A 25,735-nucleotide genomic window follows, 5' to 3' on the forward strand; every position below is an offset into this window, starting at 1 on the left:
CGACGTTGGATCCGGAAACGCGGCTTCTCTACGGCGATAGCCTGAAGGCTCCCCCGGGCTACGAGTTCGATTGCGGGGTGGCCACAACCTTCTCCATGGATTTCGAGACGGCCTTGGCAATCTCGGTCAGCATTGCCTTCTTGGTGTCTAAGAACCGAGACGATGTCCTGAGTGACCACGTCGCACTGCTCGAAGCCGTTGAACGCACCGCTAAAAGACTTGTCGTCTACGCCGATGCCGGGCAGATCCATGCCGACAGGGGCGAGGGATCACGCCTGACCTCACTCCTTGAGAAGACCATCGTTGAAGTGAAGTCGCCGGGCGATGGCAGCTTCCATCCCAAGTTGTGGGCAATGCGCTTCAAGCCGCTCGACCACGACGATCCAATTAAAATGCGCTTGCTGATCCTGTCGCGCAACCTGACGCGCGATAGATCCTGGGACGCTGCTCTGTCGCTCGATGGGACGGTCCTATCGAGGCCCTCCGCTGGCAACAGGCCACTGCACGATCTGCTTAAACAATTGCCAAGCATGGCCGTTGGATCGATGGACGACGCGCGGCGACGCATGACCTTGGCGATGGCCGACGAACTCAGATACGTCGAATGGGACATGCCTCCGGGCTGCGACGCCTTAGATTTACACGTCAATGGCATTGGAGCCGGGGGCTGGAAGCCAGCCAAGAGCAGGAGCATCGCCGTCATGTCCCCGTTCATTGACGAAGAGGCCCTGGAGCATCTGGCTGCCTTGGCACCGCGCGCGGCTAAGAAACTGATCAGCAGGCCCGACCAGCTTGCCTGCATCCCTAAGGCGACGTTGGGCAAGTTCGAGCAGGTCCTGGTGCTCGACGAAATGGCAGAAGGCGACGATGGCGAGGAGCCTCTGCCGAATGAGCAGCAGGGCCTTCACGCCAAAATCTTCGTTCAGGAAGAAGGCCGACGCACGACGCTCACTCTGGGGTCGGGCAACGCCACCCGTACCGCCCTTCTCAACAAACGGGGACAGTCGACTCGGAACGTGGAGGTTTTCGCGAGCCTCCATGGTCAGAAGTCCAAGCTCGGCTCCATCGACGACATCCTGGGCGACCAGGGCTTCGGTAGGATGTTGAGGGCATTCGAGCCGGACGAGGTCGAAGCGACTGCAGCCCAAGAGATCGCTGCCGAGCAGCGCCTTCTCGATGCACGAAGAACTCTGGCACGGGGAGTACTGTCGCTTCGCTGCGAAGCGCTCCAGGACGATACCAAGCGTTGGCGGCTGTGGCTGATCCCGAGTGACGGTTTGCAGCTTGAAGAGCTCGGTCGGATTCGCGCGTGGCCGATCACTCTTGGAGAAGGTCACGCCAAGGACGTGCTTGACGGCATCCGAACCGACTCTCCCATCGATCTCGGTTCGGTCCCGCTGGTTGACCTCACCCGCTTCATCGCGATGGAAATCACTGATCTCGCAACGGGTCGCAGCGAGATCTTCAGCACGGGTCTCGACGTCGAGGGCATGCCGGAGGAGCGCGATCTTGCCATCCTCAATTGGGTCGTCGACAGCCGACAAAAGTTCATGGCTTATCTTCGGCTCCTTCTGGCGTCCTTCATCGAACATCCACTGCCGCCGCCCAACAAGACGAACGGCAACGCCAAGGGGGATTGGGGATCCGGCGCAGATGCCGAGCCAATCCTTGAAGATCTCATGCGTGCCCTTTGCGCTGGTGACGGGCGCCTCGGCGCCGTCGATCGGCTCGTGACCCGGATGGAAGCCAGCGCCAAGGACGACACCGACGACCGCCTCCCACCGCACTTCAAGGAACTCTGGCGGGTGTTCCGCACGGTCTTGGAGACTCAAGATGCGCGGTGAGCCTTTCGATGCGTCGTTGTCTCTGGCACAGCTCAAGCACTTCCAACGCAGAACGGTTGACTACGTCTTCGACCGTTTGCACGGGTCCGACCAAGTGCGCCAATTCCTCGTTGCCGACGAGGTCGGCCTTGGCAAGACGATGGTCGCCCGCGGTATCGTCGCCAAGACCATCGAGATGCTCTGGCCCAAAGCGAAGCGCATCGACATCGTCTACATCTGCTCCAATCAGTCGATTGCGGCACAGAACCTCAACCGGCTGAACGTGATGGGCAAGGAAGCGATGGCCCTGCCCACGCGCATCACGTTGATGCCGCTGCGGATGCGCGAGAAGAACACAATCAACGCGAACGGCGTGAACTTCATCAGCCTCACGCCCGGCACGACCTTCAACCTGCATTCGTCGAACGGAGTGATGGAAGAGCGCGCGCTGCTGCTGCGATTACTCGAACCGTTGGCACCACTGGCCTCGCTAAAGAACGCTTTGCAGGTGGGCGCTAGCCGAAAGAATTGGAACTGGCAGGTCAGCCAGATGACCCTGGAAGGCATCGACAAGACGCTCGTCCATCGCTTCCAGTCCGCCGTCTCGAAGAACAAAGTGCTCATGGCCGAATTGGGCGAGGTGTGCGAGCTCTTCGGCACGTACCGGAAGAAATACCCGAAGCCATCCAATTGGGCGCGCACGTCCCTGGTCGCCAAACTGAGAAAGACGCTCTCGCACGCTTGCGTAGTGGCCTTACAACCAGACTTGATCATCCTCGACGAATTTCAGCGTTTCCGCGAGCTGCTATCGGGCGAGGACGATGCCGCCGAGCTGGCGCGCGCCCTCTTCGAGTATGGCGATCAGGAAACGGGTGCCCGCACCCTGCTGCTCTCGGCCACCCCATACAAGATGCTGACGCTGTCCGAGGACTCGCCCGATGACGGCGACCATTACAAGGACTTCCTTAAGACGATCGGCTTCCTGCACGGTCGTGATCGCGCCTCCGCGGTCGCTGATGAACTCGACCTGGAGATGCGCCAGTTTCGACGCTTCCTCCAGCAGTTGCCGGCGGCGACCAAGCAAGCGAAGAAGGCTCGTAAGGGCATCGAAGCTCGCCTCAAGAAGGTGATGAGCCGCACCGAAAGGGTCGACAGCACCATCGAGAGGGACTCGATGCTGAGCGAGCCACAGATGGAAGCGAAGGTAGCCGCGGAGGATCTTCGTCAAGCGATGGTGGCGGCGCAGGTCGCGCGAAGCGCTGGGGCGCCGGAGATCATCGAATACTGGAAGTCCGCGCCCTACCTGCTGAACTTCATGCGCGACTACAAGCTTAAGAAGTTGCTTAAGGACGCGGTGGCGAAGCCCAACCCCGCTCTTGTCGCAGCAGTTGCCGAGGCGGAAGCGTTGGCACTGCGGATGGACGACATCGAGAAGTACCAGCCAGTGGAGCCGGGTAATGCCCGGCTGAGAGCACTGATGTCGGACCTGTTCGACGCCAAGCTTGATCAGCACCTCTGGATCACCCCGTCGCTTCCCTACTATGGGGAAGCCGCCAAGGCGCCGCCGCTGACCAAGGCGTTGGTCTTCTCCGCTTGGCAGATGGTCCCGGACGCGCTCGCAGCCCTCATCTCCTACGAAGCCGAACGACGTATGGGCGCTGCGGAAACAAAGCTGGCCTATTCCGACGCAGCGAAACGCCGGCCTTTGCAGTTTCGGCTGGATGCCAACAATCGGCCGGCCACGCTGCGCACGCTCAACCTCATCTATCCCTCCCCTCTGCTGGCCGAACTGGGCGACCCATTTGCTGTTTTTGCGGCCACTGCCAAACGGCCCTCCATCGAGGAGATGCGGACCGCATTGCGCCACAAGCTCGCCGAACGTCTTGCTGGGCTTCCCAAGGCCAAGGATGGCGAAACCTTGAGCGCGCGAGACTGGGAATGGTCGACGGCGGCGTTGCTGGACGTCGCGGCTGGCAATAGGGCATCGGAATGGCTGCGGAGCGGAGCCTTCGCCTCGACCGGCAATGAAGCAGGTTTCCGAGACCACGTCGCCGAGCTGATCTCCGCAAAAGGCATCGGAGAAGACGGCAGCGAAACTGCATTGGAATTGCTCGTGGATGTTGCGCTGGGAAGCCCCGCGGTATGCGCGGTCCGCGCCATTCGACGCATTGCGCCCGAACTTGCCTGGGATGCCCCAGAGCTTCTGGAGGCCGCGGCCCACGTGGCCTGGGGTTTCAGGACCCTGTTCAACCAGCACGAGACCGTGGCGCTGCTACGCCAGGAGAGCGATGAGCATTATTGGCGCAGCGTTCTCGCCCATTCCGCAGCACACAATCTCCAATCCGTTCTCGACGAATACGCCCATTACCTCGTTGAAGGCGAAGGGTTGGTCGCCAAGTCACCGACCGAGCGCGCCAAAGGCGTGGCAGAAGCCATGGTCAGGGCGCTGTCCATTCGCCCATCTCAGATCGAGGTCGACGACGTCAGGGCCGAGAACGGGCGCATTGTCTTCAGAAAGCCAATCAAGATGCGCGGTCGGTTTGCGATGCGCCTGGCCGAGCTCAAGGATGAGGAAGGTGGTGCCGTTCGGCTGTCAACGGTCCGCGAAGCCTTTAACTCGCCCTTCAGGCCATTCGTCCTTGCCACGACCTCGATCGGCCAGGAGGGTTTGGACTTCCATCCGTATTGCCACCGGGTCTATCACTGGAACTTGCCAGGTAACCCGGTCGATCTGGAGCAGCGCGAAGGGCGGGTCCACCGCTTCAAGGGCCACGCCATTCGCCTGAACGTCGCCGAGGCACACGCTCACGCAGTGCGACAAGGCCGAAAGCCACCTGCAGACCCCTGGGCCGCCATGTTCGCCGCAGCACGACGCGCTACCAAAAGCCGCGACGAGCTCATTCCATATTGGATTTTTGAGGGCTCGACTAAGGTAGAGCGGCGCGTGCCGCTGATACCATTGAGCCGAGAGGAGAAGCGGCTCCAATGGCTGAAACGAAGCCTGACAGTCTACCGGCTGGCGTTTGGGCAGCCAAGACAGGACGATCTCCTGGCCCACCTTGTCCGGCTGGTCGGCAATGGCTTCGATGCAAGCGAGTTCGATGAACTTCAGATCAGATTGCGGCCTTAGCATGAAGCTTCGAAACAACCTTCAGCACGAGCCACAAGCCTGTCGAATGCCGGTTGGAGACAGGCCGTACCCATCAGATACGCGTTCACATGGCCCATATCGGCCATCCGGTGATCGGCGATGGACCGCCTTCGACCTTAGGCGTTTCGCCTGACGACGCTGGGGAGCAATCCCCTCTGGTAACCGCCGCTGCCTACTTATCTGCTCTATGTCCAGTTCGGGGTCGTGAGTTGACGGTCCGGTCAGGGGTGTCGCCCAGCGATAGCTGCTGTTCGGCATTCGATCCATTGTTGGTAAATGCACTGATGACCCCAAGCGACCCAAAGCTGACGCAGTTAGCGAAAATGGGCGCAGCGTTCTCAAATCAGCTACTCGGATGTTAACCGTTTGGGGCGCTATACCGGTTCGGCCAAGTACATACTCGAAGTCTGAGAGGGCATTGTGGGCAAACAGGCGGACGACGCTCTGCTTCAGCGCATTGCAAACTGGAAGCTGGCCTACACCGATGACACCACCGGTGTCATAACCGCCATGGGAGCCATGCTCTGGGATCATGCCGCGTTCCGAACAGCGATCAGGATCGTCAGGCTCGCCAGCCAACGGCAGCGAGCGGAAGGTCCAGACGGTGATGGGCCATCGCTAAATCAGATGCTTTTCGATCTGTTGGCAAAAGGCTACTGGTCCAGTCTACTCCTCGGGGCTAGGAAGTTGCTCGATCCGCACCCACTTGTTGGCCCTCGTGGGGTCTATTCACTTCGGGCGATCCTCAACGACGTGAAAGCGTGCCGGCCTAAAATCACCCGGCGCATTTATGTCGAGCATCTTCGGATGTGCCGCTACGATCTAGAGGCACTTCGACAGGAGAACTGGCAGGCCGTGAAAGCCTCTGCGGGAAAGGCCATATGGGGCGACCCGGCCCTAACCCTCAGCGAATTTTGTCATAGAGACTTCGATTATCTCAGCGGGGTCAAGGAAGCCGATCGGAGCGAAACTGACCTGATCGATCCCGCCGTTCTGGACTTGATCGAAAGACGTCTCGCGGAGCTCGATCGCATCAGCGAATATGCCTCTACCCACATCGCTCATGCAGGCAACGCTGAGAGTCGTCTGGGGAGGAGTCTCGAGGAATTTGACATACGAGACGCGAGGGAGGCGCTCAAAGCTCTCAAGGAGATTGCTGACTTGATCGGGCTCTGGTTTGCCAACGGGGAGATTTCCACTCTGGCCGTGTACCAGGGTAACCAATTCGAAGGGCTCGACATGGCTGCGGTGTCGGAAGCTGATATGCCGGAGCTTGATGCAAACTGGGACCTCATCGACCAGGATATTGCATCATGGCACCTAAAGCCCGAGCAGCTTCTTTCGGGAAATGGATAGGTCGGCGGCTAGACTAGGTCATCCCCTTGGGCGGCTTTGATAGGAGACCTGAGCAATTGCTACGGAGAACATGATAACTGTTTGAAATCCCTGCAGTTGATTGGTGTCCGTTCCAGATGGTCGGGTTTCAGCTCGCACCTAGCGAATAGCTGTCCTTCGGCATACGACCGATCGTTGCCGTTCAGACCGCGTTCATCGCCGACCGAACCTTCCGTTCGTTCAGTGTTTGTCGGACGGTAGACCGAGGCCGTATGGCGGCCTGCGGCTATCAAATCTGAGGGCGCCAATTGGGAACGGGTACTTGCCCACTGCACTGGCTATAGAAGAACTGCACGTTTGCGCCTTCAAGTCACATGTCGCGAATGTCTTCACCCCACGGCTTAACAGCAATCGAGACGGCGGTTCCCGCCGCCATCTGTTCCAGCATCGACGTGAGCCGAGCTCGCCTGTTAGGTCCGGCGGGAATTCCAAGGCTGTGGTCACCGCGTCGACAGGCGAGAACGTCGCCCATTAATTTCGCAGGGTTCTCAGACCAGGTGCGTTCTTGGTGACGAGTATGCATCAACCCTTCAATGACTTTCTCGGCGCGCTGAATTCGCACGCCCCTCGCGCCGTAAAGCCACACAAAGGAAGCTGCGGTTATGTCGAGCATTCGTTGGCATTGCTGTGGAAGCTTGGGATTCACATTGTGTAGCCACTTCGACTGCACGAGAAACCCCTTGTCAAACTGGCCCTCCACGCTCACACCGATGAACATGTCTGTCCCTATTTTTTTCTCGAGTGCTCCACTGCCTTTATCCGGCATGTCTTGGGTAATGATTGACAATCCGGCCCCGAGAAAGCGCTCGCCGTTCAGCTTGTCCTCAAGAGCTTGTCCAATTCGGGAGCTAAGCTGATGCTCCTGCGTGAGGGCATCGTAATGCTCGACTACGACCTCGTCGATCACTGAGCGAAAAGCTTCCGATATTACGTCGCGCTGATTTTTTGTGAGTATCATCTATTCTAGCAAATTCTTTTCCACAGCTTCCAATCCCGTGAAGTCCACGCTTCAAGGAGATGGATACAAATGGATATCCGATCTAACTTGCCCGCAGCATGCCCAACCCGCCCCCGCATGAACCTTTACGCTAGATATAGCCCCTAGCTCATGCCTTTCTGATATATCTAACGACGGAAACGCTGGCCAACACTACTCCGGAAAATCCGCTTGTGCGGAAAACCCATAGAGAAACTTCTCAGTCGCCTACTCGCCCTGACACGGAAGGCTATCCGGTAAGACCTAACGTCCGCTTTCAGGCAATTGCTAGGTCGCTTGGAATGACGAAGTGAGGCGCAAAGCGGGCATGTCTTATGCGGGTCCGGAGGCCGTCAATCCGCTATTGGATCGTAACTGCCGAGAAGCCGTCGCTGCAGAACAACTCTATCTGGCACCTCTGCGCGCATATCCGTGGCGACGGCGACGCTGGTGCGGCTTTGCGCGGCCTGCAGAAGCTTAAGGTGGCGATGGGGGGCCTCTCTATAATGGGAGTGCGGCAAGACCTCCCACTATTTGGCGTTTGAACGGCCATTCAAGAGATCCTACCTACGAACCTCCATTCTGGAGGTCAATTTGATAATTTGGCTCTCGGGGCCGACAGGCGCCGGCAAGACAACAATGGCTGGATTGCTCGCAACGGTTGGGTACAGCGTGGTCCGTGAGTCTGCGCCTTCTCAGCTTTTCGCTGATTTCGTGAAGGACCCGGGACAATACTGCTCGCAGGTTCAAGAAGCGATTATGCGTTCCAGGCACTCTCAATGGAAGGCTTTGCCTGACCGGAAAAAGGTGGTGTTTGACCGTAGTATTGACGAGGATTTTTCGATCTTTGCCGGATGCATGGCATGTCGGGCCTTATTGACGACGAAACGCTTCAAAGGCTGAGGGTTCTCTGTTGTGAATTTAAAGAAGATATGCCTGTTCCCGACTTGATCCTCTACCTCTCCGCCGACATTGAAACGCTTGCTGGTCGCATAAAAGGTCACCCCAAAGTAATCCGGGACCATCTAGGCACACAGTTGAAATTGTACGATGAATGGATTTCGGGTCGCCCCGAGTGTCTTGTAAGGCTCGATAATTCGAAATGTCGGCTTGAGATCCTAATCAACGCCTTTTAGTGAGAATTCGATGTTAAGCCCAATCCAGCGTTGGATTATCTTCGGTGTGTTTTGCCTCGCGACCGTGGGCTTCATGTCCCTCGAAGCGTCTCTCATCTGGGCAATGATCGACAAGGGGTTTTCGGGAGGCAGCACGGTAGCTGCCGTCATGAACACTACAGTGTTGGGTGGCATAGGATTCCTGTTTAAGAAACTGGTCGAGGATACCTTCGTTAAACCTGAACTCCTTCCCATGGGCAGGTTGCATCGTCTTGCAACGGACCGAAGCGGCATTATCGAGGATGGTCGCCGCAGCAATCGGGAGGTTTTTGAAACGCGCAAGGCATTGGTGACCGGTACGCTGCGATTTGTCGAAGAAACGCTTCAGGGCTGGGTTCCCGGCTCTCACTTCGAGCTTTGCGTGTTCGTCGATGCAAACGAGCCACTGCTGTTCAGCTACTTCGACTCCAACCATGATACAGTGGCGCGCAGCATGTCTCTTCGGGAACAGAACGCAAAATTCTATATCGAGAAGGGCTACGAGGTGACCAAGGTCTTGTCAAACCCCACCTCGCAGCCGCGCGTAGTCGGCGATACCCACGACATCAAGGCAAGCTATTCGTTCACGACGGACGAACAGCGCAAGCAGATCAGGTCGTCGGTACTTCTTAGCTTGGATTTGGGACGGCCGTTCGCGCTTGTTGTGTCTAGCAATGTCAAAGGCGCATTCAAGGAGAGCGACGCCAAACTAATGTCATTCGTCCGTTATGCCGGAGAACTCATACGTTCCGACCTGCTGGACGACGGGTTCGTTGACGAAATCCGCGCGATGAAGCCCGCATTGTTTCCGGCTAGCGTGCCGATAATCGAAAGTAACGCGGCTGCGAAGATCGGTGCGTGAAGGCGAGGTAGCCGGTGCCCTCGCGGCGTTAGCATTTCCGGAATCTTCCGCATCTGCAGAAATTAAACCGCGTTGTCTACTGCGTGCCCCGTCCAGACCCTTGGCCGGCATGTCCGCTTTGGGATACCTGAATGAGGCGCAAACCCACCGCTCGCTCGCTGCGGCGCGGTTTAGGGCGCGCTCGCGAGCGGCTATGCGCGGACCTATTCTGAATGACTGCTGTTCGCTTTGCGAATGACTGTTTCCGGTTCCATTCCTAGCGCGTTGGCGACGCGCCCAAGAACACTTACCGAAGCATCAGCGCGCTCAATGGCATCTATCTAGCTCTATCTAGCGGGCGATCAGACCGGAGCGCCTGCCAATTCCTCGGGACTTATGTGCCGTCGGCTTCGGGCTTGCCGGTCGTCTTAGAGCCTAGACCAGCTTCGACAAGTCGGCGGAAAGCCTCCGATCTGGTGGGAAGATCGGGTTGATTTCGGCGCCATTCGTCAACGCGGGCAAGCAAGTCACTCGTAAGCCGCAGTTCGAAGCGCTCAGTTTTGTTATCAATAGCATCGGGCGTGTTTGACAATGACTATGTCCGTAATGTACGGTATGTACGTAAATTGTGGTTCGCGCTTTGCGGCCGAACAACGTGCTCGAACACGTCGCTCGGCCTGACCACAACCCAAGCTGTTTGGAGCTCGGATCATGGTTGATTCCGACAATACCACGACTTTGCCTTTCGTCATCGGCCGGCAACGCGATGAGCTCGAGAGGACGGGGCTGCAAGCCACAGATTCCGCTTTGAGACTATGGAGCGAGTGGCAACGCGCTCGATATGCCTCATTGCTGTTATGTCGAATTCAGCAGCGGATGGAGGCGCGAATGATCGCAAATACCGGAATCCAGGTATTGACCGCAGGCCAGCCGACGCCGTGGCAACTGTCAATGTCTACTACGGGTCTCGACTCTGAGCATCTCATAGCTTGCGAAGCCGAGGTCTTTGCGATGACCGAAGCTCTAAAGCTTCAAGATTCGATCCCCGAAGTCGCGACTACGTCGCTCATCGGCGTCATCGCCAAGTTAGAAATGATCGTCGGCGCTGATCGAGATATTGGTGACCCAACCGATTTCCCGTGGCCGCACATAGCGTCCGTACTGGACGACTTGAAAGCGATCGCGGGAAGCTTGCCGGTTGGTAGCCGAAGCCGGGAAAGGACGCGGAGCGATGTCGCCAGGCATTGGGAGTCAGCGGTCAAGCTGGTTGCGGCGCTGAAAAAGGAAGGCGCGGCCGAGTTCCGTGGCGATGTAGCGGTCTCCTGACATGCCGAAACCGCAAGTCGCAAGTCATTGCACGCTGTGGCCCTACGACATGAACTTCGTGCTTTTCTTCGCCGTCCGGACGCCTCTGGTGGCAGGTCGATCCACTATCGAGAGAGCGACCGCGATGGCTGAGGAAACCAGGACCGGCCCACAGGCTTTAGTTCCGGCGAACGACAACGGCGACCTCGCCAGCCCCAAGGGGCGCCCCGAACCCATGGCTGCGGTCAAGCTGGATCGGGTGGTTCTGGATATCGCCCGGATGATCGGCCGGCAACTGGCGCGGGAGGCATTCGAGGTGAGGCTGGCGGCCAACGACAATCGGCCGCGCCGCCGAGAGGGAGAGGGCGGGGAGCCGGATGGTAAACCCCTTGGGAACAGGAGAGAGGATCTGCCGCCATGACCCGTGTTGCACTCTATGCCCGCTATTCTTCTGACAGCCAGCGGGATGCCTCCATCGAGGACCAGTTGAGGCTGTGCCGCGAGCAGGTAGCGCGTGAGGGCTGGAGCGTGGCGGGAACCTTTGAGGATGCGGCGATATCCGGTGCCAGCACAGTGCTCCGGCCGGGCATCCAGCATCTGGTGCGCGATGCCCAGCGCGGCCGCTTCGAGGTGGTGCTGGCCGAGGCTCTCGATCGCATCAGCCGCGACCAGGCAGATGTTGCCACCCTCTTCAAGCATCTCAAGTTCGCCGGCGTTACCATCTTCACTTTGGCCGAGGGCGAGATCAGCGAACTGCATGTCGGCCTCAAGGGCACGATGAATGCCCTGTTCCTCAAGGACCTTGCCCTCAAGACCCATCGTGGCCTGCGAGGGAGGGTGGAGAAGGGCAAGGCCGGGGGCGGGCTGTGCTACGGCTACCGGGTGGTGAAGAAGCTCGATGCGGAAGGCGAGCCCGTCCGTGGCGACCGTGAGATCGTGCCGGAGGAAGCGACCATCGTGCGCCGCATCTTCTGCGAATTCGCTGCCGGCAAGAGCCCGAAGGCGATCGCCGTCGACCTGAACAAAGAGGGCGTTCCTGGTCCGCTCGGCCGGCACTGGGGCGATACCAGCGTGCGCGGGCACGTCATCCGGGGTACCGGCGTCATCAACAACGAGCTCTATACCGGCGTGCTGGTTTGGAACCGCCTGCATTTCGTCAAGGATCCTGCCACCGGCAAGCGGGTCTCTCGGGCCAATCTGCCAGCCAAATGGATCCGCACTGAGGTGCCGCATCTAAGGATCGTCGAGGACGAATTGTGGAGGGCCGTGAAGGAGAGACAGAAATCCATCGCCAGCCAGTTCGAGGTGGTGGCTATCGCCACCCGCAAGGCCCGGGCGAGGAGGCTGCACACCATGAAGCGGCCGGTCTCCCTGCTTTCCGGATTGCTCACCTGCGGCTGCTGCGGCGGGCGCTACGGCCTGTTCACGCGAGACCGCTATGCCTGCCTCAACCACCAGCGTCGCGGCATCTGCGACAATGGCCGCACCATCACCCGCGAGAAGATCGAGCAGCGCGTCCTCGCAGGGCTAAAGGAAAGGCTGGTCTCGGCGGATGCCGTGGCCGAGGCGATCAGAGCCTATGCTCAGGAAACCAACCGCCTCAATCAGGAGCGACGCGCGCAGGGGGAAAAGGACCGCAAGGCGCTCGACAAGATCGAGCGCGCCATCGCCGGCATCATGGCCGCGATTGAGGATGGCCTGTACCAGCCTTCGTTGAAAGCGAGGATGGAAGACCTGGAGACGGAGAAGGCGGAGATCACCGGGCGTCTGGCAGTGGCGCCCACAGACGTCCCTGACCTGCATCCCAACATCGCCACTCTTTATAAGAAGCGGGTCGAGCAGTTCACGCAAGCACTCGCCGACAACGATGGCGGACGTCCGGCCGCCGAGGCATTGCGCTCGTTGATCGGACAGATCGTGCTCACGCCCGGCGACAAGCGCGGCGAGGTGCATGCCGAGCTACGCGGCGAGTTGTTCGGCATCCTCGAACTCGCCAGACCTGACCAAAATCCGAGGTCTGACGATGTTATGACAAAAGGGGTTGCGGGTCCCCGCAACCAGATACAAAACAGCCCGCCCTCGTGCGGGCTGTTTGATGGTGGCTGTGGATTTGAACCTCTCAGGGCCCCCCAAGGAGGCGTTAGCCGACGCAGTGAGACAAAAAAGACAAATCCTGTCCCCCCGCAACCACCTCTGTCATACTACGCTAACCGTCCCGGTCTAACCGGGGACGGTTTTTGCGCTCTGGATTCGGAAACGTCTGGATCGAGCAAAAAACGGTAACCATTCGGCCAGGGCAGCGGTAGCTACGATTTCGGGCGAGGGTTTTCTGCGGTGGGTTTCGGTGGTGCGTGACCCGCAGCCCTGCGCTCGTCTACGATATGTCGAAGGTTGTCGATGCCGTCTTCGGTGAAGACGACGATAAGTTCGCTCTTTCGGATGCGGGATAGTCGTCGTAGGCGCTCAGGCAGCCGTCTTCCGAGAACATCTCGATCGCCCGTCGGCCCACATTGACGCGCCGACTCTTTCGGCGCAAAGGTATATTAACGACTTGTTAACCAAGCGTCAGTCGCCGCTGGAAATAGGGGGGTAATTTGGAACCGTTTCTGGGTGCAAATCGCCTAAATTGGGATGATCGGGCCGAACTGCATTCGACCGATACGACGGGCAGCTACCAGATTGAAAATGTGCTGGCAGGCGGATCCAATCTCTATGAACTGGAAACGGGCGAGGTCGGTGATATTGTCGGCAAGGATATCGTCCACTTGCAATGTCATATCGGGCTCGACACGATCAGCTTGAAGAATCTCGGCGCGGGCAGCGTGACCGGCCTCGACTTTTCACCGACCGCGATCGCAGCTGCGCGCGATTTCGCGGCGAAGGCAGGCACTGACGTGCGCTTCGTGGAAGCGCCCCTATTCGAGGCAGTCGAAGCGCTCGGCCGGACCTTTGACATTGCTTACGTTACCTGGGGTTCGGTAAATTGGCTGGACGATGTGTTCCGCTGGGCGCGGGTCGTTGCCGATCTCCTGAGACCTGGCGGCCGGCTCTATATGGCCGAGGGCCATCCGTTGATGTTTCAGTGTGATCGTAAGGCCGCGGCGCTGGAGTTTAAGCACGATTGGCGAACGCCTATAGCTCGACCGCTCGCATGGAACGAGGAACGGACCTATACCGGCGACGACCGCATTTTGAATCATCCTCGGTATTATGAGTGGATCCATCCGATCAGCGACGTGGTGAACGCGCTGATTTCAGCGGGGCTGACGCTCGATTTTCTGAACGAGCATGACATGGTTTCGTGGCAGCACTTTTCATTTGCAGTGAGGGCAGGCAAGGATATGTACGGCTTGCCAAACAACTCCCCCAAGATCCCAATGGCCTATTCCATTGGCGCGACGAAGCGAAGCGTCGGCAAGATACCATACCTTGTTGCTCCCAAAGCGATTGAGGGCCACTAGTTCTACTATTAATCCGGTTTTGTCCTCGCCGAGGCACGATTGCCACGACCCCGGAATCGTCCTCAGCCCATACGTTGCCTCATTGAGCGGCGGCTGGTTCCAACCCCTCCGGCGGCGAGCCAGAACGATCTCAGCGGTCGGACAGTGCAAAGTTTTCAGGACTGTTGAAGTTCAAAATTAATTAATGAAAGCTAATGTTCCATCGGCAGGTCGATCCGAGAACCTGAATAACACAAGGGGTTTTCACCCTATTGGCTCTTTTCGGCGCTAGGTTAGGCGGCATAAAGGATGCCGTGTTTTCGTCGGCAAATATTCCGGCGGCAGTGGCGGTTTTGGTTATTGCCATCAGCGCGGCGTATGCGGACCACCAGAACAAAATCGTTTCGGACCAAGCCGTCCGCGCGGATGTGCTAGCCAAGGTCAATCTGATCCGAGCCAAGCTGGAAGGGAACATCAACGGAAACCTTCAACTCGTGCATGGGCTGGTCGCGACGGTCGTGACTGAACCCTACATGGGACAGCAACGCTTCGCCTCGCTCGCGAGTAATCTGTTTGGCGAGGGCTCGCAATTGAACAACATTGCCGGCGCACCCAATCTGGTCGTTTCATTGATGTACCCGCTAAAAGGCAATGAGAAAGCCGTGGGCCTCGATTACCGCAAGGACGATCGGCAGCGTAACGCCGCGCTGCGGGCGCGAGACGAGCGCAAGTTGATTCTTGCCGGCCCGGTCGATCTGAAGCAGGGCGGCCAAGGCTTCATCGGCCGTTTTCCAGTTTTTGTGCCGAGCGCGGGCAATACTGAAAGATTCTGGGGCATCATTTCCGCCGTTGTTGACGTGCAGCGCCTTTACAAGGCGAGCGGCCTGTTTGACGATGATCTCGGGATTGACGTCGCGCTCATCGGCAAAGACGCCCTCGGCCCGAGCGGAGATCAATTCTACGGCGATCTGGGCGTCCGCAGAAGCAATCCAGTAACGGCCGAAGTTCTGCTCCCGTCGGGTTCCTGGCAAATAGCGGCCATCCCCAAAAACGGCTGGCCTTCGACACCTGGCAACGCGTGGCTCTTGCGCGCGATCATGGCCGCGGCCGGGGCGCTGGTTGTGATCCCATTCTTGGTCACAGGTCGTCTGATTGGCGAGAGACAGCGCAACTATGCGGAACTGCGTCGATTGTCGAGACGACTCGAACTCGCTCTGGAGGCGTCGGCTATTGGCGTTTGGGAACACGATCTCGCGACCAATGACCTGTCGTGGGACGATCGCGTCAACGAAATATATGGCAAACCCAGCGATGGAGGGCCTCGCGGCTACTTGGATTGGGCGGCGGCAATTCACCCCCAGGATTTAGCCAGCGCCAACGCAGACTTCGACCGTGCCGTGGCCAGCCGCGGAACATATTCGTCGGAATACCGGATTGTTCGTCCGGATGGCGAGGTTCGTCATGTCCGATCCAAGGCGGCCATATACCAGGCCCCAAACGAGACGCTCAAAATGATTGGTGCGGAATGGGATGTGACAGCCGACGTTTTGCTGAATAGCGATCTGGTTCGTGCAAAACAGCTTTCCGAGTCGAAAAACGCGGAACTCGAGACGGCCAAGGCACGTATAGAGCATATCGCGCTTCACGATTCGCTGACTGGTTTACCCAACCGTCGTTACCTCGACCAGGTGTTGGAGGAGTACGCAGCAAACGCAAAGCACGACGGCGGCCATGCGGCCCTACTTCACATCGACCTGGATCGGTTCAAGCACATCAACGATACGCTTGGCCATGCCGCAGGTGACGCGATGTTGGTGCACGCATCTGCCGTCCTCCGGTCCAAGGTCGAGGATGGGGGATTCGTCGCTCGGATCGGAGGAGACGAATTCGTCGTGCTGTGCACGGTGCATGACGATATCAAGCGACTGGGGGTGCTGGCTGACCGCATCATCAGCCAGATGGGCGAACCCGTCCACTATCACGGTCACCGATGCCGGTTTGGTGTCAGCGTGGGAATTGCGGTCGACAACGGAAAAGACGCCGAAGCCAAGCACCTGCTGGTGAACGCCGACATCGCGCTTTACCGAGCGAAAAGTCGCGGGCGCAATCGATACGAATTCTTCACTGAGGCGATGCAAAGCGAAATTGTCGACACAAAGCGGATTGCCGATGAAGTTCTCGGTGGCCTCGAGCGCAATGAGTTCATCGCTTTCTACCAGCCCCAGTTTAGCGCAAAAACGCTCGAAATCGTCGGTGTCGAGGCGCTTGCGCGATGGAGGCACCCAAACAAGGGTATCCTAGCGCCGGATGTCTTCCTCACGATTGCAGAGGAACTAAATGTCGTCTCGATGATCGATCGAACCATACTGAACCATGCGCTTTCAGATTTTGAAGACTGGTCTGCCGCGAATCTTCATATACCGCGAGTATCAGTCAACGTTTCGGCGCGACGCCTCCAAGATGAAGAACTTATAAAGAGCTTGAGAGAACTGAATATCAAGAAGGGAACGGTTTCATTCGAACTTGTTGAGTCCATTTTCCTTGACAAAAACGATGATTTGGTGACCTGGAATGTCGATCAAATCAAGCAACTGGGCATTGACATAGAGATAGATGATTTTGGCACGGGCTATGCCTCCATTGTCAGCCTACTCAAGATACAGCCACGCCGACTGAAGATAGATCGGCAACTGGTCATTCCAATCGTCGAATCGCCGCAACGAAGGCAGGTTGTCTCGTCGATCATCGAAATCGGCAAGTCCTTGGGTATCGAGGTCATAGCGGAAGGCGTCGAGACGATGGAGCACGCCCGCGTACTCAAGGGGTTGGGCTGCGACATACTGCAGGGTTATGCTTTTGGGCAGGCGTTGGACTCCAACGGCTTAAAGGCCTTTGTTCGCTCTCGGCGGCTGCGCGCGGCCAGCTAGGTGTCAGGCTGGCGTCGCACGATTGGGTCGGCAGGGCGATCGTTACCGCCTTCGGCTATTCCCGCGGCCCTGGTGCATCATTTCGTACTGAAGGAACGGCTCCTCGAACACATAGGCGCACTCCCCGGGGCGGCGTTGATTCATCCGCGGCAGCAACAAGACCTAAGTCAGCAACAAACCTTTCATGCTGGAATGTAAGCGGTGACGCCTGACGACCGCGCATCTTGGCGCTACTCGAAGGTCTCGACTGGCGGCGGGTTCACGAGGCGCGCCGGACCCGGCGGCCTCGATCTGCTCGGCCTATTCAGCAGCAATTGATCCGCGGGGAGCGTCTCAGAACGACGGCCGAAGCGGTGGCGCTGCAATTCCTTGATGATCTGGATCAGCCGGGCGACGCTGCTTGGCCTTTAATTGGCGCTCGGCGAGAGCAGATTGTTCCTTCTCTTCCTCACCGGCCGCTGTGTCGGCGCCGAGCATTGGGCCGTCATCGCTTCGCTGATCGAAACCTGCAAACTGAACGGTGTCGAGCCGCTCGGCTATCTCGCCAACGTCCTCACCAGGATCGTAAACGGCCATCCCAACAGCCGGATCGACGACCTGCTGCCTTGGGCCTACATCCGGACGGCCGAGCTAAAGGCGTGGCCTGAGAACACCGCTTACGCTGGAATGGCCCTTGCGCGCGATGATGATGGGGCCGTGCACGGCGTGGCCGGGTCGATGATCTATGGCCATCTCGATGTCGGCGCGCGACAGCGTCGGATCGCCTGATAGGCGGTTGTGCATCAACACACCAACGGAGGGAATCATCAGGTTTCAGCTATTTGTGTGCCAAACTTCGAGGGTTGTTAATTGGGTGTGTGCCGAGTGACCGATCGTGACCTTCCATAACCGCTTGCTCAGTACCCTGACGTCCTGATCAACCACGGATTCCGAACGCGATCTGTCCCGCAATTGTCACTCGCGGCGACTGAACGGCCTGTGTCTACTTCTCTGTTGGAGATGCCCTTTTCCCAAAGGAAGTTTGCACGTGGGTCAGCAGACAATGAGGATTGATTTGTCCCAGCGATCGATCTCGCTGCTGGCGTACAAATTGCTTTGCCGATTTTGAGGAACGAACGCATGGAGTAGACCCCAGGGACCGGAACTGATCGTGAAGCGGCCAGAAGACTTCGTTCCCGCCCGAACGTCGCTTCGCGCAAGTTTAGGTTAGACGCGGCGGAAGCCTGCACTTTTTGCGTGCTTCGTCGAGCGCCTTGGCCGCGTCCTTGGCCACTTGGGGTTTCATGATCTTTGCCGCAGTATTGAGCACGCAGTCGATATAATCGTCGTCCTCGTCTGCGACGGACACGCCGATCATAGTCGCTGTGGCCAGGAGGATTGCAGCAGCTAGTTTCGTGACACCCTCCTCTTGGAGCCTTGGCATCTATCAACCTACGTCGTGAACCCATAAACAGGGAAGCGAGCTTGTGCGGCGGGGCTAAGGTCTGCGCCTGACTATTACGCAGACGGTGCCCTGGGCGCGGTCAGCATTACCCTCTTGTCCCCCTTGCGAGGCGTCCGTGCCCCCGCCGCATCGGCGATATAGCACTGATGCTCTCGGGTTTGAACAGCATGGACTTCCCTTCGGGCTGCATGCTGAACAATGTCTGGATGAGCCGATATGATCTGACCGACTTCGCGTGGCGCGTGATCGAGCCGCTGTTGCCCGACAAGCCGCGCGGCGTGCCTCGCGTCGATGATCGCCGTGTTCTGAACGGCATTTCTGGGTGTTACGGTCAGGTGCGCCGTGGCGTGATCTGCCGGAGCGTTATGGGCCGCCCATCACCTGCTACAATCGCTTCGTGCGATGGCGAAAGGCAGGGGGTCTTGGATCGGCAAGGCGGTATAGCACCCGTGTTGAAGGCAGGCCCAAAGCAAGACTGCCTGGCATTCGCGTTTTCGATGATCCCGGCCTTCGCCTTCGCGCGCCCGCCTACGGAACCACTTTGCCAAGCTTACCCCAGATCCGGGCGCTTGGCTTCCAACCGTACCGGCGCCTCCAAACGCTAGCATTTTTAACCGGTCATTCACCATACTGCTATAAGCATTGCAATGCTGCGGCTGTGTTTGTGTACCGCAGAGCCCTGACGGCAAGATAATGTTGCTAGGCGTCCAAGTCGTTTCTAGGAATTCTCGCCATACCGGCATTCCAGGGCGGTGGCAATTCGTTCGCACAGCAGCTCGCCCATGCCAATTCTTAGGTGAAGACGGACGCGACCTCCTTGCGGATCAACTAATGTCACGACAACGCCTAGTTCCGTATATTCAGCAAGTTCGAGAACGTCGTTGACAATGAAGTCGGATGCTTGGCCGGCCGTATCGGAAGTGTCGTTCATCGCTCTCTCCTAGTCATCAATGGCCGCTTGCCGGGAAAGCCGAGCCTAACACAGTGGCCCTCTGCGAAGTTCCCCGCAAAGACCTGGTTGGATTATATTGTCTCCTTCGGCGATCTGAACCGTCCCTAGTTGTCCTCATATATTGGACCCGCACATCATCAGGTTTCGTCGGCCACCATTTCGGCCCTCCATGTCACAATCGCTGGAATGAAATAGGGCATATGCTCAGCGCATGTTTGGAGAAGTGCATTGCCAACACGGACTCTGGCATGATTCATCCGGTGTCAGTCTGATTTGGAGGCCGGCCTGATGGGACGCTGAGCATAGGGGCAGCCGTGGAAGGCAGGTTGGAAACGTATAAGAAAGGTGTTTGGACCGATTTCAGGTTAGGCCATGCATCAGGAAATCCGGCTTTTTGGCGCTGTTGCGGTCCGACCCGCCATCCTTGCTCTCCTATCCCAGTTCGAAACCGCCACGGGATTCACGTTTGCGGTCAACTGGGAACTCTGCGACAGGAAAGAAGCAGGTTGAAGCTGGGGAACCTTTTCGACCTCGTCAATCCGGACCTGGTTCAGGATCTTACCGCCTTGGGAAAAATCAAGGCGGGTAGCCGGTTAGCGTTTGGCCGTATGGCAATGGTGTGGCGGCCAAGGCAGGCAGTCGATCGCTCAATATCAGGCCCGCGGCATCTGCGAGCAACGGACTGGCCACGTGCCGATGGGCTACGACGCGCTCGTGGCCCCCTGGCGTGCGCCACACGCGAGATTTGGCGTTGACGCCCATTTGACAAAGACGGAAGGAGACGCTGGTGCCTCGCCTGCTCAATTTGTCCAGAACTTCAGCATGTTTTAATAACTCCAACGTGACCTAATCCTCGCCACGCCATTGGGGATTGCGGTGAACGAAAATCCAAACCTGCACATGTTGGCTCTTCAGAACGAAATTCTGGAGGCTATCGCTACAGGCATGCAGTTCGACGCTGTCGCCGAACTCTTGTGCCGCCGCGCCGAGGGGCTTGCCCCGACCGCAATCTGTTCAATCCTGTCTGTCGACATTGAGGGGCGTTTGCATCCCGTCGCCGCCCCGAGCCTACCAAAACGCTACTCCGAGGCATTGGAAGGTCTTGCGATTGGTCCGTGCGTCGGATCGTGCGGCACAGCGGCCCATTTCGGAAAACCAATTGAGGTCGTTGACATCTCCATCGATCCGTTGTGGGCGCCATTCACCGGGTTGGCCCTACCTCTTGGTCTGATGGCTTGCTGGTCAAGCCCCATCAAGGCCCGCGAGGGGCATGTTGTTGCAACATTCGCCTTTTACTATCGCACAAAACGCGGCCCAAGCGATCTGGAGCGGCAGATTGTCCAAACCTGCGTCCATCTGTGCGCCATCGCCCTTGAGCAGAGGGCAATTCAGAAGAGAAACCATCAACTGGCGTTCTACGACCAGCTCACGGACTTGCCGAACCGACGCTGTTTCGACGAGTTGATCGGCCGCAAGCCACGGGGTTCCACATCCTTCGGCCTGATCCTCCTCGATATTGACCATCTCAAATTCATCAACGACACGATGGGACACATGGCGGGCGACGCCCTCATAAAGGAAGTCGCATGGCGTTTGCGAAACGCGAAACTCGATTTAGCCTGTCGCCTCGGAGGCGACGAATTCGCCATTGTCGTCGATCCATGCCCCGACCATGCCGCTCTATCCGTCGTGGTGTCCGCCCTTGGCGACGCCATGAAGGAACCTTTCCATAGCGATGGAAATACGATCGTCCCTCAGGTAACGATGGGTGGCGTGGTGTACGGTATTGACGGGACGGATGCCGATTTGCTTCGTCAAAATGCAGACTTTGCCCTCTATCATGCCAAAGAGACGAACCGCGGCGGTTATGTTCGATTCGAGCCGGGCCTCCGCACGGCAATCACCCGCCGGATGGAATCGATCAGAGAGGTTGACCAGGCGCTGGCCGACAAGCGTGTCGTCCCTTATTATCAACCGCTCGTTCGCCTCGAAACCGGAGACATCATTGGTCTCGAGGCGTTGGCTCGCATCAAAACGGCTGACGGCCGTATTGTCGCGGCCGGTGACTTTCAGGCAGCGCTCTCGGATCGGGAGGTTGCCTGCCGTCTGACCGACAGCATCCTCCCACAGATCGCGAACGACGTTCGATCCTGGATCGCGAACGGCATTCCATTCCAGCACGTCGGCATCAATTTGTCGGCTGCCGATTTCAGACGGAACGATCTTGAAACCCGTCTTTCGAAAGCGTTCGATGCGGCCAAAGTGTCATTGAAGCATGTTGTGCTCGAGGTGACCGAGACAGTGCTCATGGGCGATCCCGGCAACGAAACGGTCCGAGCTGTGGAGCGTCTTCGAGAGAAAGGAATGCTTGTCGCGCTCGATGACTTTGGCACCGGATATGCCTCCCTGACCCATCTTCTCAGTTTTCCGGTCGATATCATCAAAATCGACAAATCCTTCGTCGATCGCATGTTGATCGACCGGCCGAGCGAGGTGATTGTCGAGGCGCTTATCGACATTGCGCGAAAACTGGACAAGAAAATTATCGGCGAAGGCATCGAGTGCTCTGCCCAGCACGAGCGTCTGCGCGAACTCGGCTGTACATTCGGTCAAGGCTTTCATTTTGCCCGACCTGCGGATGCTTTGACCACCACGCGCCTGCTACTAAGCTTTGCTCAAAAGCTGCCATTTGACCAGCGTCGTCACACGGGAAGCGACTTTCCCATCACGGCAATCGCATAGACGCCCGGACGGCCCTTGTCATCGACGACCGGGTGGTCACTCACATACCCCGATTTGCTACCTTTCTCTGCGGCGTCGTCCCATCGCCTCGGCGATGAAGGCGCTCAGGCCGCCGACACTGTCTTCAATCGCCTTGACCGTGAGCCCCTTCGCCACTGCGCCTTGGCCGCAGCGCTTGGCGAGACGCGCAGCAAGGCGGGCGAGCGGGCCCACTCCAGCGTTCCAAGGCTGGTCGATGATATTGTCGTCGATCCATTTCTCAAGGAAGTTCGAAGCGGCGATGGACATCTGCTTTCCTCCTCACAGTCTGGTTGGCCGGCCATCGATGAAACTGATGAAAGCGATTTCAAGGTCCCCAACCTCATCTTCCATCTCTTGCAGGCTGATCGACAGAGCACGGGCGTCCATACGGCAAGTCATGGCAAGCATATAGGCGCGGCCTTCCCCTAAATAACGAAGGCGCACGTCGATGTTGTTCACCGTCCATTTGCGGATAAAGTCGAGGCCACGGGGGCTCCGCAAATAAACGTTCTGAAGTAGGCGACGTCCTGCTATTGGCGTGAAGTTCGTTACGTATGCAAATTCTCGGCCGACATGGAGCAACATCTTGCTTTAATGAGATGGCGCCTTCGCTCCGGTTATCCGTACGGCCAGGGTGAAGCTGCGTCCACAGCGCTTTCGCGTCAACTGGTGCGCTGCCAGCACACCCTGCAGCTCTAGGGAGCAGTTTGCGCTTCCGTTCCGGTGGTTGGCACAACGCACCGTTTTAGTACCGTAGGTTTGTGCATTGCACATGCGGAACATGTGCTTGTCTTCCACATTCCTGTTGCAACGAACGGTGTACCGGGGGCCGGCTATGGCAAACGATAAACTTACAACCTACAAAGCGAAGCGCGATTTTCGCCAGACGCAGGAACCAAGCGGGCAGGGAGCGGTCAAACCCTCACACCGTCGACGCTTCGTGATTCAAAAACATGACGCCACGCGGCTGCACTATGATCTGCGTCTTGAGCTCGACGGTGTCTTCAAATCCTGGGCGGTGACGCGTGGTCCCTCCCTCGACCCGCATGACAAGCGGCTTGCCGTTGAAGTGGAAGATCATCCGCTCGACTATGGCGACTTCGAAGGGACAATCCCCAAGGGCCAGTATGGCGGAGGCTCTGTGATGCTCTGGGACCGCGGCTACTGGGGACCGGAAGGAAAGAAGGCCCCCGAACAGGCGCTGGCAAAGGGCGACTTCAAGTTCAGGCTCGAAGGCAAACGGCTTCATGGCAGCTTCGTATTGGTCCGGATGGCCAATGACCGTGAAGGGGGCAAGCGGACCAACTGGCTTTTGATCAAGCATCGCGACGAGTTTGCCGTCGAGGCGAATGGCGCCGCCATCCTCGACGACAATGATACGTCGGTTGCGTCCGGGCGAACGATGGACGCGATAGCGGCCGGCAAGGGGCGCAAGCCGAAGCCTTTCATGCTGCAAGGCGGGAAGATGGGCGCGGATGCCGTTTGGGATAGTAGCACAGGGTTGGCGGCGCAGGAGAGGAAAGCGGGCGCCAAGGCGACGAGGAAGCCGAAGGCGGTGGCTGCCGAACCGCCCGACTTCATTGCACCGCAGCTTTGCGAGACTTTAGAGCGCCCGCCGTCGGGGGATGGCTGGCTACATGAGATCAAGTTTGACGGCTACCGCATCCAGATGCGGGTGGTTGACGGCCATGTAACACTCAAAACCCGAAAGGGATTGGACTGGACCGGCAGATATCCGGCGCTTGCGCGAACCGCGGTCAAGCTGCCCGATGCAATCATTGATGGCGAGATCTGCGCCTTGGACGAAAATGGCGCGCCCGACTTCGCTGCTCTTCAGGCGGCGCTTTCCGAGGGCAAGACAGGCGAACTGGTCTATTTCGCCTTCGACCTTTTGTACGACGGCGAAGAGGATCTGAGGTCCCTGCCGCTGACTGACCGGAAGTCCCGCCTGCAGCAGCTGCTGTCGGAAGCCGGCGACGATCCCCGTCTCCGTTTCGTGGAACACTTTGAGACCGGCGGGGACGCGGTCCTGCGGTCAGCGTGTCGTCTCTCCCTCGAAGGGATCGTATCGAAGCGCGCCGACGCTGCCTATCAGTCGGGCCGCACTGAAACCTGGGCAAAGTCCAAGTGTCGTGCGGGCCACGAGGTCGTCATTGGGGGCTACGCCACCACTGCCGGTAAATTCCGCTCCCTTCTTGCGGGCGTGCATCGCGGCGATAACTTCGTCTATGTCGGCCGCGTTGGAACCGGCTATGGGGCGGCCAAGCTCAAGGCTTTGCTGCCCAAGTTGAAAGCCGTTGAGACGGCGAAATCGCCATTCACTGGGATCGGAGCTCCGAAGCAGGAGCCTGGCGTCGTCTGGCTGAAGCCAGAGGTGGTGGCTGAAATCGAATTCGCTGGATGGACCTCTGACGGTCTCGTGCGTCAGGCAGCTTTCAAGGCGCTGAGGGAAGACAAGCCGGCCAATGAGGTGGAGGCGGACAGACCGGCGGCGCCGGCAACGACCGCGGTGCGGCAACCAGCCCCAACCTCGTCCAAGGTTCCTAGACGCGGCGGCAAGGTCGATGTCATGGGAGTGCTGATCTCAAACCCTGACAAGCCTCTCTGGCCGGACGCTAATGACGACAAGCCGGTGACCAAGGAAGACCTCGCCCGCTACTACCAGGCTGTCGGTCCCTGGCTGATCGATCACATCAGGGGACGGCCGTGCTCAATCATCCGCGCACCGGACGGGATCGGCGGCGAAGAGTTCTTTCAACGCCACGCTATGCCTGGCACCTCGAACTTACTGGAACTCGTGACCGTCTTTGGCGACAAGAAGCCATACCTGCAAATCGACCGCGTCGAAGGTCTTGTTGCAGTCGCCCAGGTAGGAGCGATGGAACTGCATCCATGGAACTGCGAGCCACAGCGCCCCGAGGTACCCGGCCGTCTCGTCTTTGATCTTGATCCGGGCCCGGACGTTCCCTTCTCGACGGTGGTCGCCGCGGCGCGGGAAATGCGCGATCGGCTCGATTCACTGGGGCTCGTCAGTTTCTGCAAATCCACGGGCGGCAAGGGATTGCACGTCGTTACGCCGCTGGCGGTCGCCAAGCGCAGCAAACTTGCCTGGTCTGAGGCCAAAGGCTTTGCGCGCGATGTCTGCCTGCAGATGGCGCGTGACAATCCAGCCCTCTACTTAATCAAGATGGCCAAGAACCAGCGTCACGGGCGTATCTTCCTCGACTACCTTCGTAACGATCGCATGGCCACCGCAGTTGCCCCACTGTCCCCGCGCGCGCGACCTGGCGCGCCCGTTTCTATGCCTCTGACATGGAACCAGGTCAAAGCCGATCTCGATCCGACGCGGTTTACACTCCGCACCGTCCCCGGTCTGCTGGCAAAGAGCATTGCATGGCGGGAATATGGTGATGGCCATCGACCGCTCGAGGCCGCGATCAAGCGGCTGGCAAGGTCGACGAAGCAGGCGGCATGATCAGGCGTTTCGCGTGGATATATCGAATACTGCTGCATTGTCCTGGGTTTCGCGCAGTCCTTTGTAGGACGCATGCCTCAGCTTGCGGT

At 58.4% G+C, this 25,735-nt stretch carries 17 protein-coding genes and 5 pseudogenes; 16 read left to right on the forward strand and 6 right to left on the reverse strand.

The features are described from left to right. Window positions 1-5 precede the first annotated feature (5 nt). The 4 genes and pseudogenes from NKH52_RS25245 to NKH52_RS25260 all read left to right on the forward strand — a co-directional run bounded on the left by NKH52_RS25245 (window position 6) and on the right by NKH52_RS25260 (window position 6,330). Entirely contained in the window at window positions 6-1,844 is a 1,839-nt protein-coding gene (locus tag NKH52_RS25245) for a phospholipase D family protein (protein ID WP_352734907.1), read from the forward strand. Further along, entirely contained in the window at window positions 1,834-4,953 is a 3,120-nt protein-coding gene (locus NKH52_RS25250; RefSeq protein WP_352734909.1) for a helicase-related protein, read from the forward strand. The genes NKH52_RS25245 and NKH52_RS25250 overlap by 11 nt, the downstream gene beginning before the upstream one ends. Window positions 4,954-4,994: 41 nt before the next feature. Beyond that, window positions 4,995-5,075: pseudogene (locus NKH52_RS25255) on the forward strand (pseudouridine synthase); the annotation flags it as partial. 319 nt (window positions 5,076-5,394) lie between these two features. Beyond that, complete coding sequence (locus NKH52_RS25260) at window positions 5,395-6,330, forward strand: AbiU2 domain-containing protein (protein ID WP_352734911.1); 936 nt, start codon at window positions 5,395-5,397, stop codon at window positions 6,328-6,330. Window positions 6,331-6,679: 349 nt separating this feature from the next. Here NKH52_RS25260 and NKH52_RS25265 read toward each other — a convergent pair whose 3' ends face one another. Next, a complete protein-coding gene (locus tag NKH52_RS25265) occupies window positions 6,680-7,276 on the reverse strand; it encodes a hypothetical protein (protein ID WP_352734913.1) in 597 nt (198 codons plus the stop codon). A gap of 663 nt (window positions 7,277-7,939) precedes the next feature. Here NKH52_RS25265 and NKH52_RS25270 point away from each other — a divergent pair. The 7 genes from NKH52_RS25270 (at window position 7,940) to NKH52_RS25300 (ending at window position 17,012) form a co-directional block, all read left to right on the forward strand. Beyond that, window positions 7,940-8,248, forward strand: a complete 309-nt coding sequence (locus NKH52_RS25270; RefSeq protein ID WP_352734915.1) for a deoxynucleoside kinase — start codon at window positions 7,940-7,942, stop codon at window positions 8,246-8,248. 243 nt (window positions 8,249-8,491) lie between these two features. Then, a complete protein-coding gene (locus NKH52_RS25275; protein ID WP_352734917.1) occupies window positions 8,492-9,361 on the forward strand; it encodes a hypothetical protein in 870 nt (289 codons plus the stop codon). A 690-nt stretch (window positions 9,362-10,051) separates the two neighbouring features. Continuing rightward, on the forward strand, window positions 10,052-10,666 hold the full coding sequence (locus NKH52_RS25280) for a hypothetical protein (RefSeq protein WP_352734919.1): 615 nt from the start codon (window positions 10,052-10,054) through the stop codon (window positions 10,664-10,666). A 49-nt stretch (window positions 10,667-10,715) separates the two neighbouring features. Next, window positions 10,716-11,066, forward strand: coding sequence for a hypothetical protein (locus NKH52_RS25285; RefSeq protein ID WP_352734921.1), 351 nt, complete (start codon window positions 10,716-10,718; stop codon window positions 11,064-11,066). After that, window positions 11,063-12,928, forward strand: a complete 1,866-nt coding sequence (locus NKH52_RS25290) for a recombinase family protein (protein WP_352734925.1) — start codon at window positions 11,063-11,065, stop codon at window positions 12,926-12,928. Before NKH52_RS25285 ends, NKH52_RS25290 begins: the two co-directional genes overlap by 4 nt. A gap of 311 nt (window positions 12,929-13,239) precedes the next feature. Further along, a complete protein-coding gene (locus NKH52_RS25295; protein ID WP_352734927.1) occupies window positions 13,240-14,106 on the forward strand; it encodes a class I SAM-dependent methyltransferase in 867 nt (288 codons plus the stop codon). 293 nt (window positions 14,107-14,399) lie between these two features. After that, on the forward strand, window positions 14,400-17,012 hold the full coding sequence (locus NKH52_RS25300) for a bifunctional diguanylate cyclase/phosphodiesterase (protein ID WP_502908110.1): 2,613 nt from the start codon (window positions 14,400-14,402) through the stop codon (window positions 17,010-17,012). Window positions 17,013-17,317: 305 nt separating this feature from the next. Here NKH52_RS25300 and NKH52_RS25305 read toward each other — a convergent pair. Further along, window positions 17,318-17,401: pseudogene (locus NKH52_RS25305) on the reverse strand (IS66 family transposase); the annotation flags it as partial. Between the two features lie 76 nt (window positions 17,402-17,477). Between NKH52_RS25305 and NKH52_RS25310 the strand changes: the two are divergent. Beyond that, a pseudogene (locus NKH52_RS25310) lies at window positions 17,478-17,627 on the forward strand (transposase domain-containing protein); the annotation flags it as partial. 586 nt (window positions 17,628-18,213) lie between these two features. On the opposite strand, the gene NKH52_RS25315 reads toward NKH52_RS25310, so the two are convergent. Continuing rightward, window positions 18,214-18,369: a hypothetical protein gene (locus tag NKH52_RS25315; RefSeq protein ID WP_352968027.1), complete on the reverse strand. Its 156-nt coding sequence runs from the start codon at window positions 18,367-18,369 to the stop codon at window positions 18,214-18,216. A 293-nt stretch (window positions 18,370-18,662) separates the two neighbouring features. Here NKH52_RS25315 and NKH52_RS25320 point away from each other — a divergent pair. Further along, window positions 18,663-18,874 (forward strand): annotated as a pseudogene (locus tag NKH52_RS25320) (transposase); the annotation flags it as partial. A gap of 300 nt (window positions 18,875-19,174) precedes the next feature. Here the strand turns inward: NKH52_RS25320 and NKH52_RS25325 are convergent. After that, window positions 19,175-19,387, reverse strand: a complete 213-nt coding sequence (locus NKH52_RS25325; RefSeq protein WP_352734929.1) for a hypothetical protein — start codon at window positions 19,385-19,387, stop codon at window positions 19,175-19,177. A gap of 393 nt (window positions 19,388-19,780) precedes the next feature. On the opposite strand from NKH52_RS25325, the pseudogene NKH52_RS35520 reads away from it, so the two are divergent. Both NKH52_RS35520 and NKH52_RS25330 read left to right on the forward strand, forming a co-directional pair. Then, window positions 19,781-20,105, forward strand: a pseudogene (locus tag NKH52_RS35520) (molybdate ABC transporter substrate-binding protein); the annotation flags it as partial. A gap of 179 nt (window positions 20,106-20,284) precedes the next feature. Next, entirely contained in the window at window positions 20,285-22,150 is a 1,866-nt protein-coding gene (locus tag NKH52_RS25330) for a bifunctional diguanylate cyclase/phosphodiesterase (RefSeq protein ID WP_352734931.1), read from the forward strand. 57 nt (window positions 22,151-22,207) lie between these two features. Here the strand turns inward: NKH52_RS25330 and NKH52_RS25335 are convergent, their stop codons facing one another. After that, complete coding sequence (locus tag NKH52_RS25335; protein WP_352734933.1) at window positions 22,208-22,438, reverse strand: hypothetical protein; 231 nt, start codon at window positions 22,436-22,438, stop codon at window positions 22,208-22,210. Between the two features lie 12 nt (window positions 22,439-22,450). After that, window positions 22,451-22,630 (reverse strand): hypothetical protein, encoded by a 180-nt coding sequence (locus tag NKH52_RS25340; protein ID WP_352734935.1) that lies wholly within the window; start codon window positions 22,628-22,630, stop codon window positions 22,451-22,453. 376 nt (window positions 22,631-23,006) lie between these two features. Between NKH52_RS25340 and ligD the strand changes: the two genes are divergently transcribed. After that, window positions 23,007-25,646, forward strand: coding sequence for a DNA ligase D (ligD, locus tag NKH52_RS25345; protein WP_352734937.1), 2,640 nt, complete (start codon window positions 23,007-23,009; stop codon window positions 25,644-25,646). The last annotated feature ends 89 nt before the right edge of the window (window positions 25,647-25,735 follow it).

Origin of the sequence: Mesorhizobium sp. M1066 (assembly GCF_040318635.1) — a bacterium.
GTDB lineage: Bacteria > Pseudomonadota > Alphaproteobacteria > Rhizobiales > Rhizobiaceae > Mesorhizobium.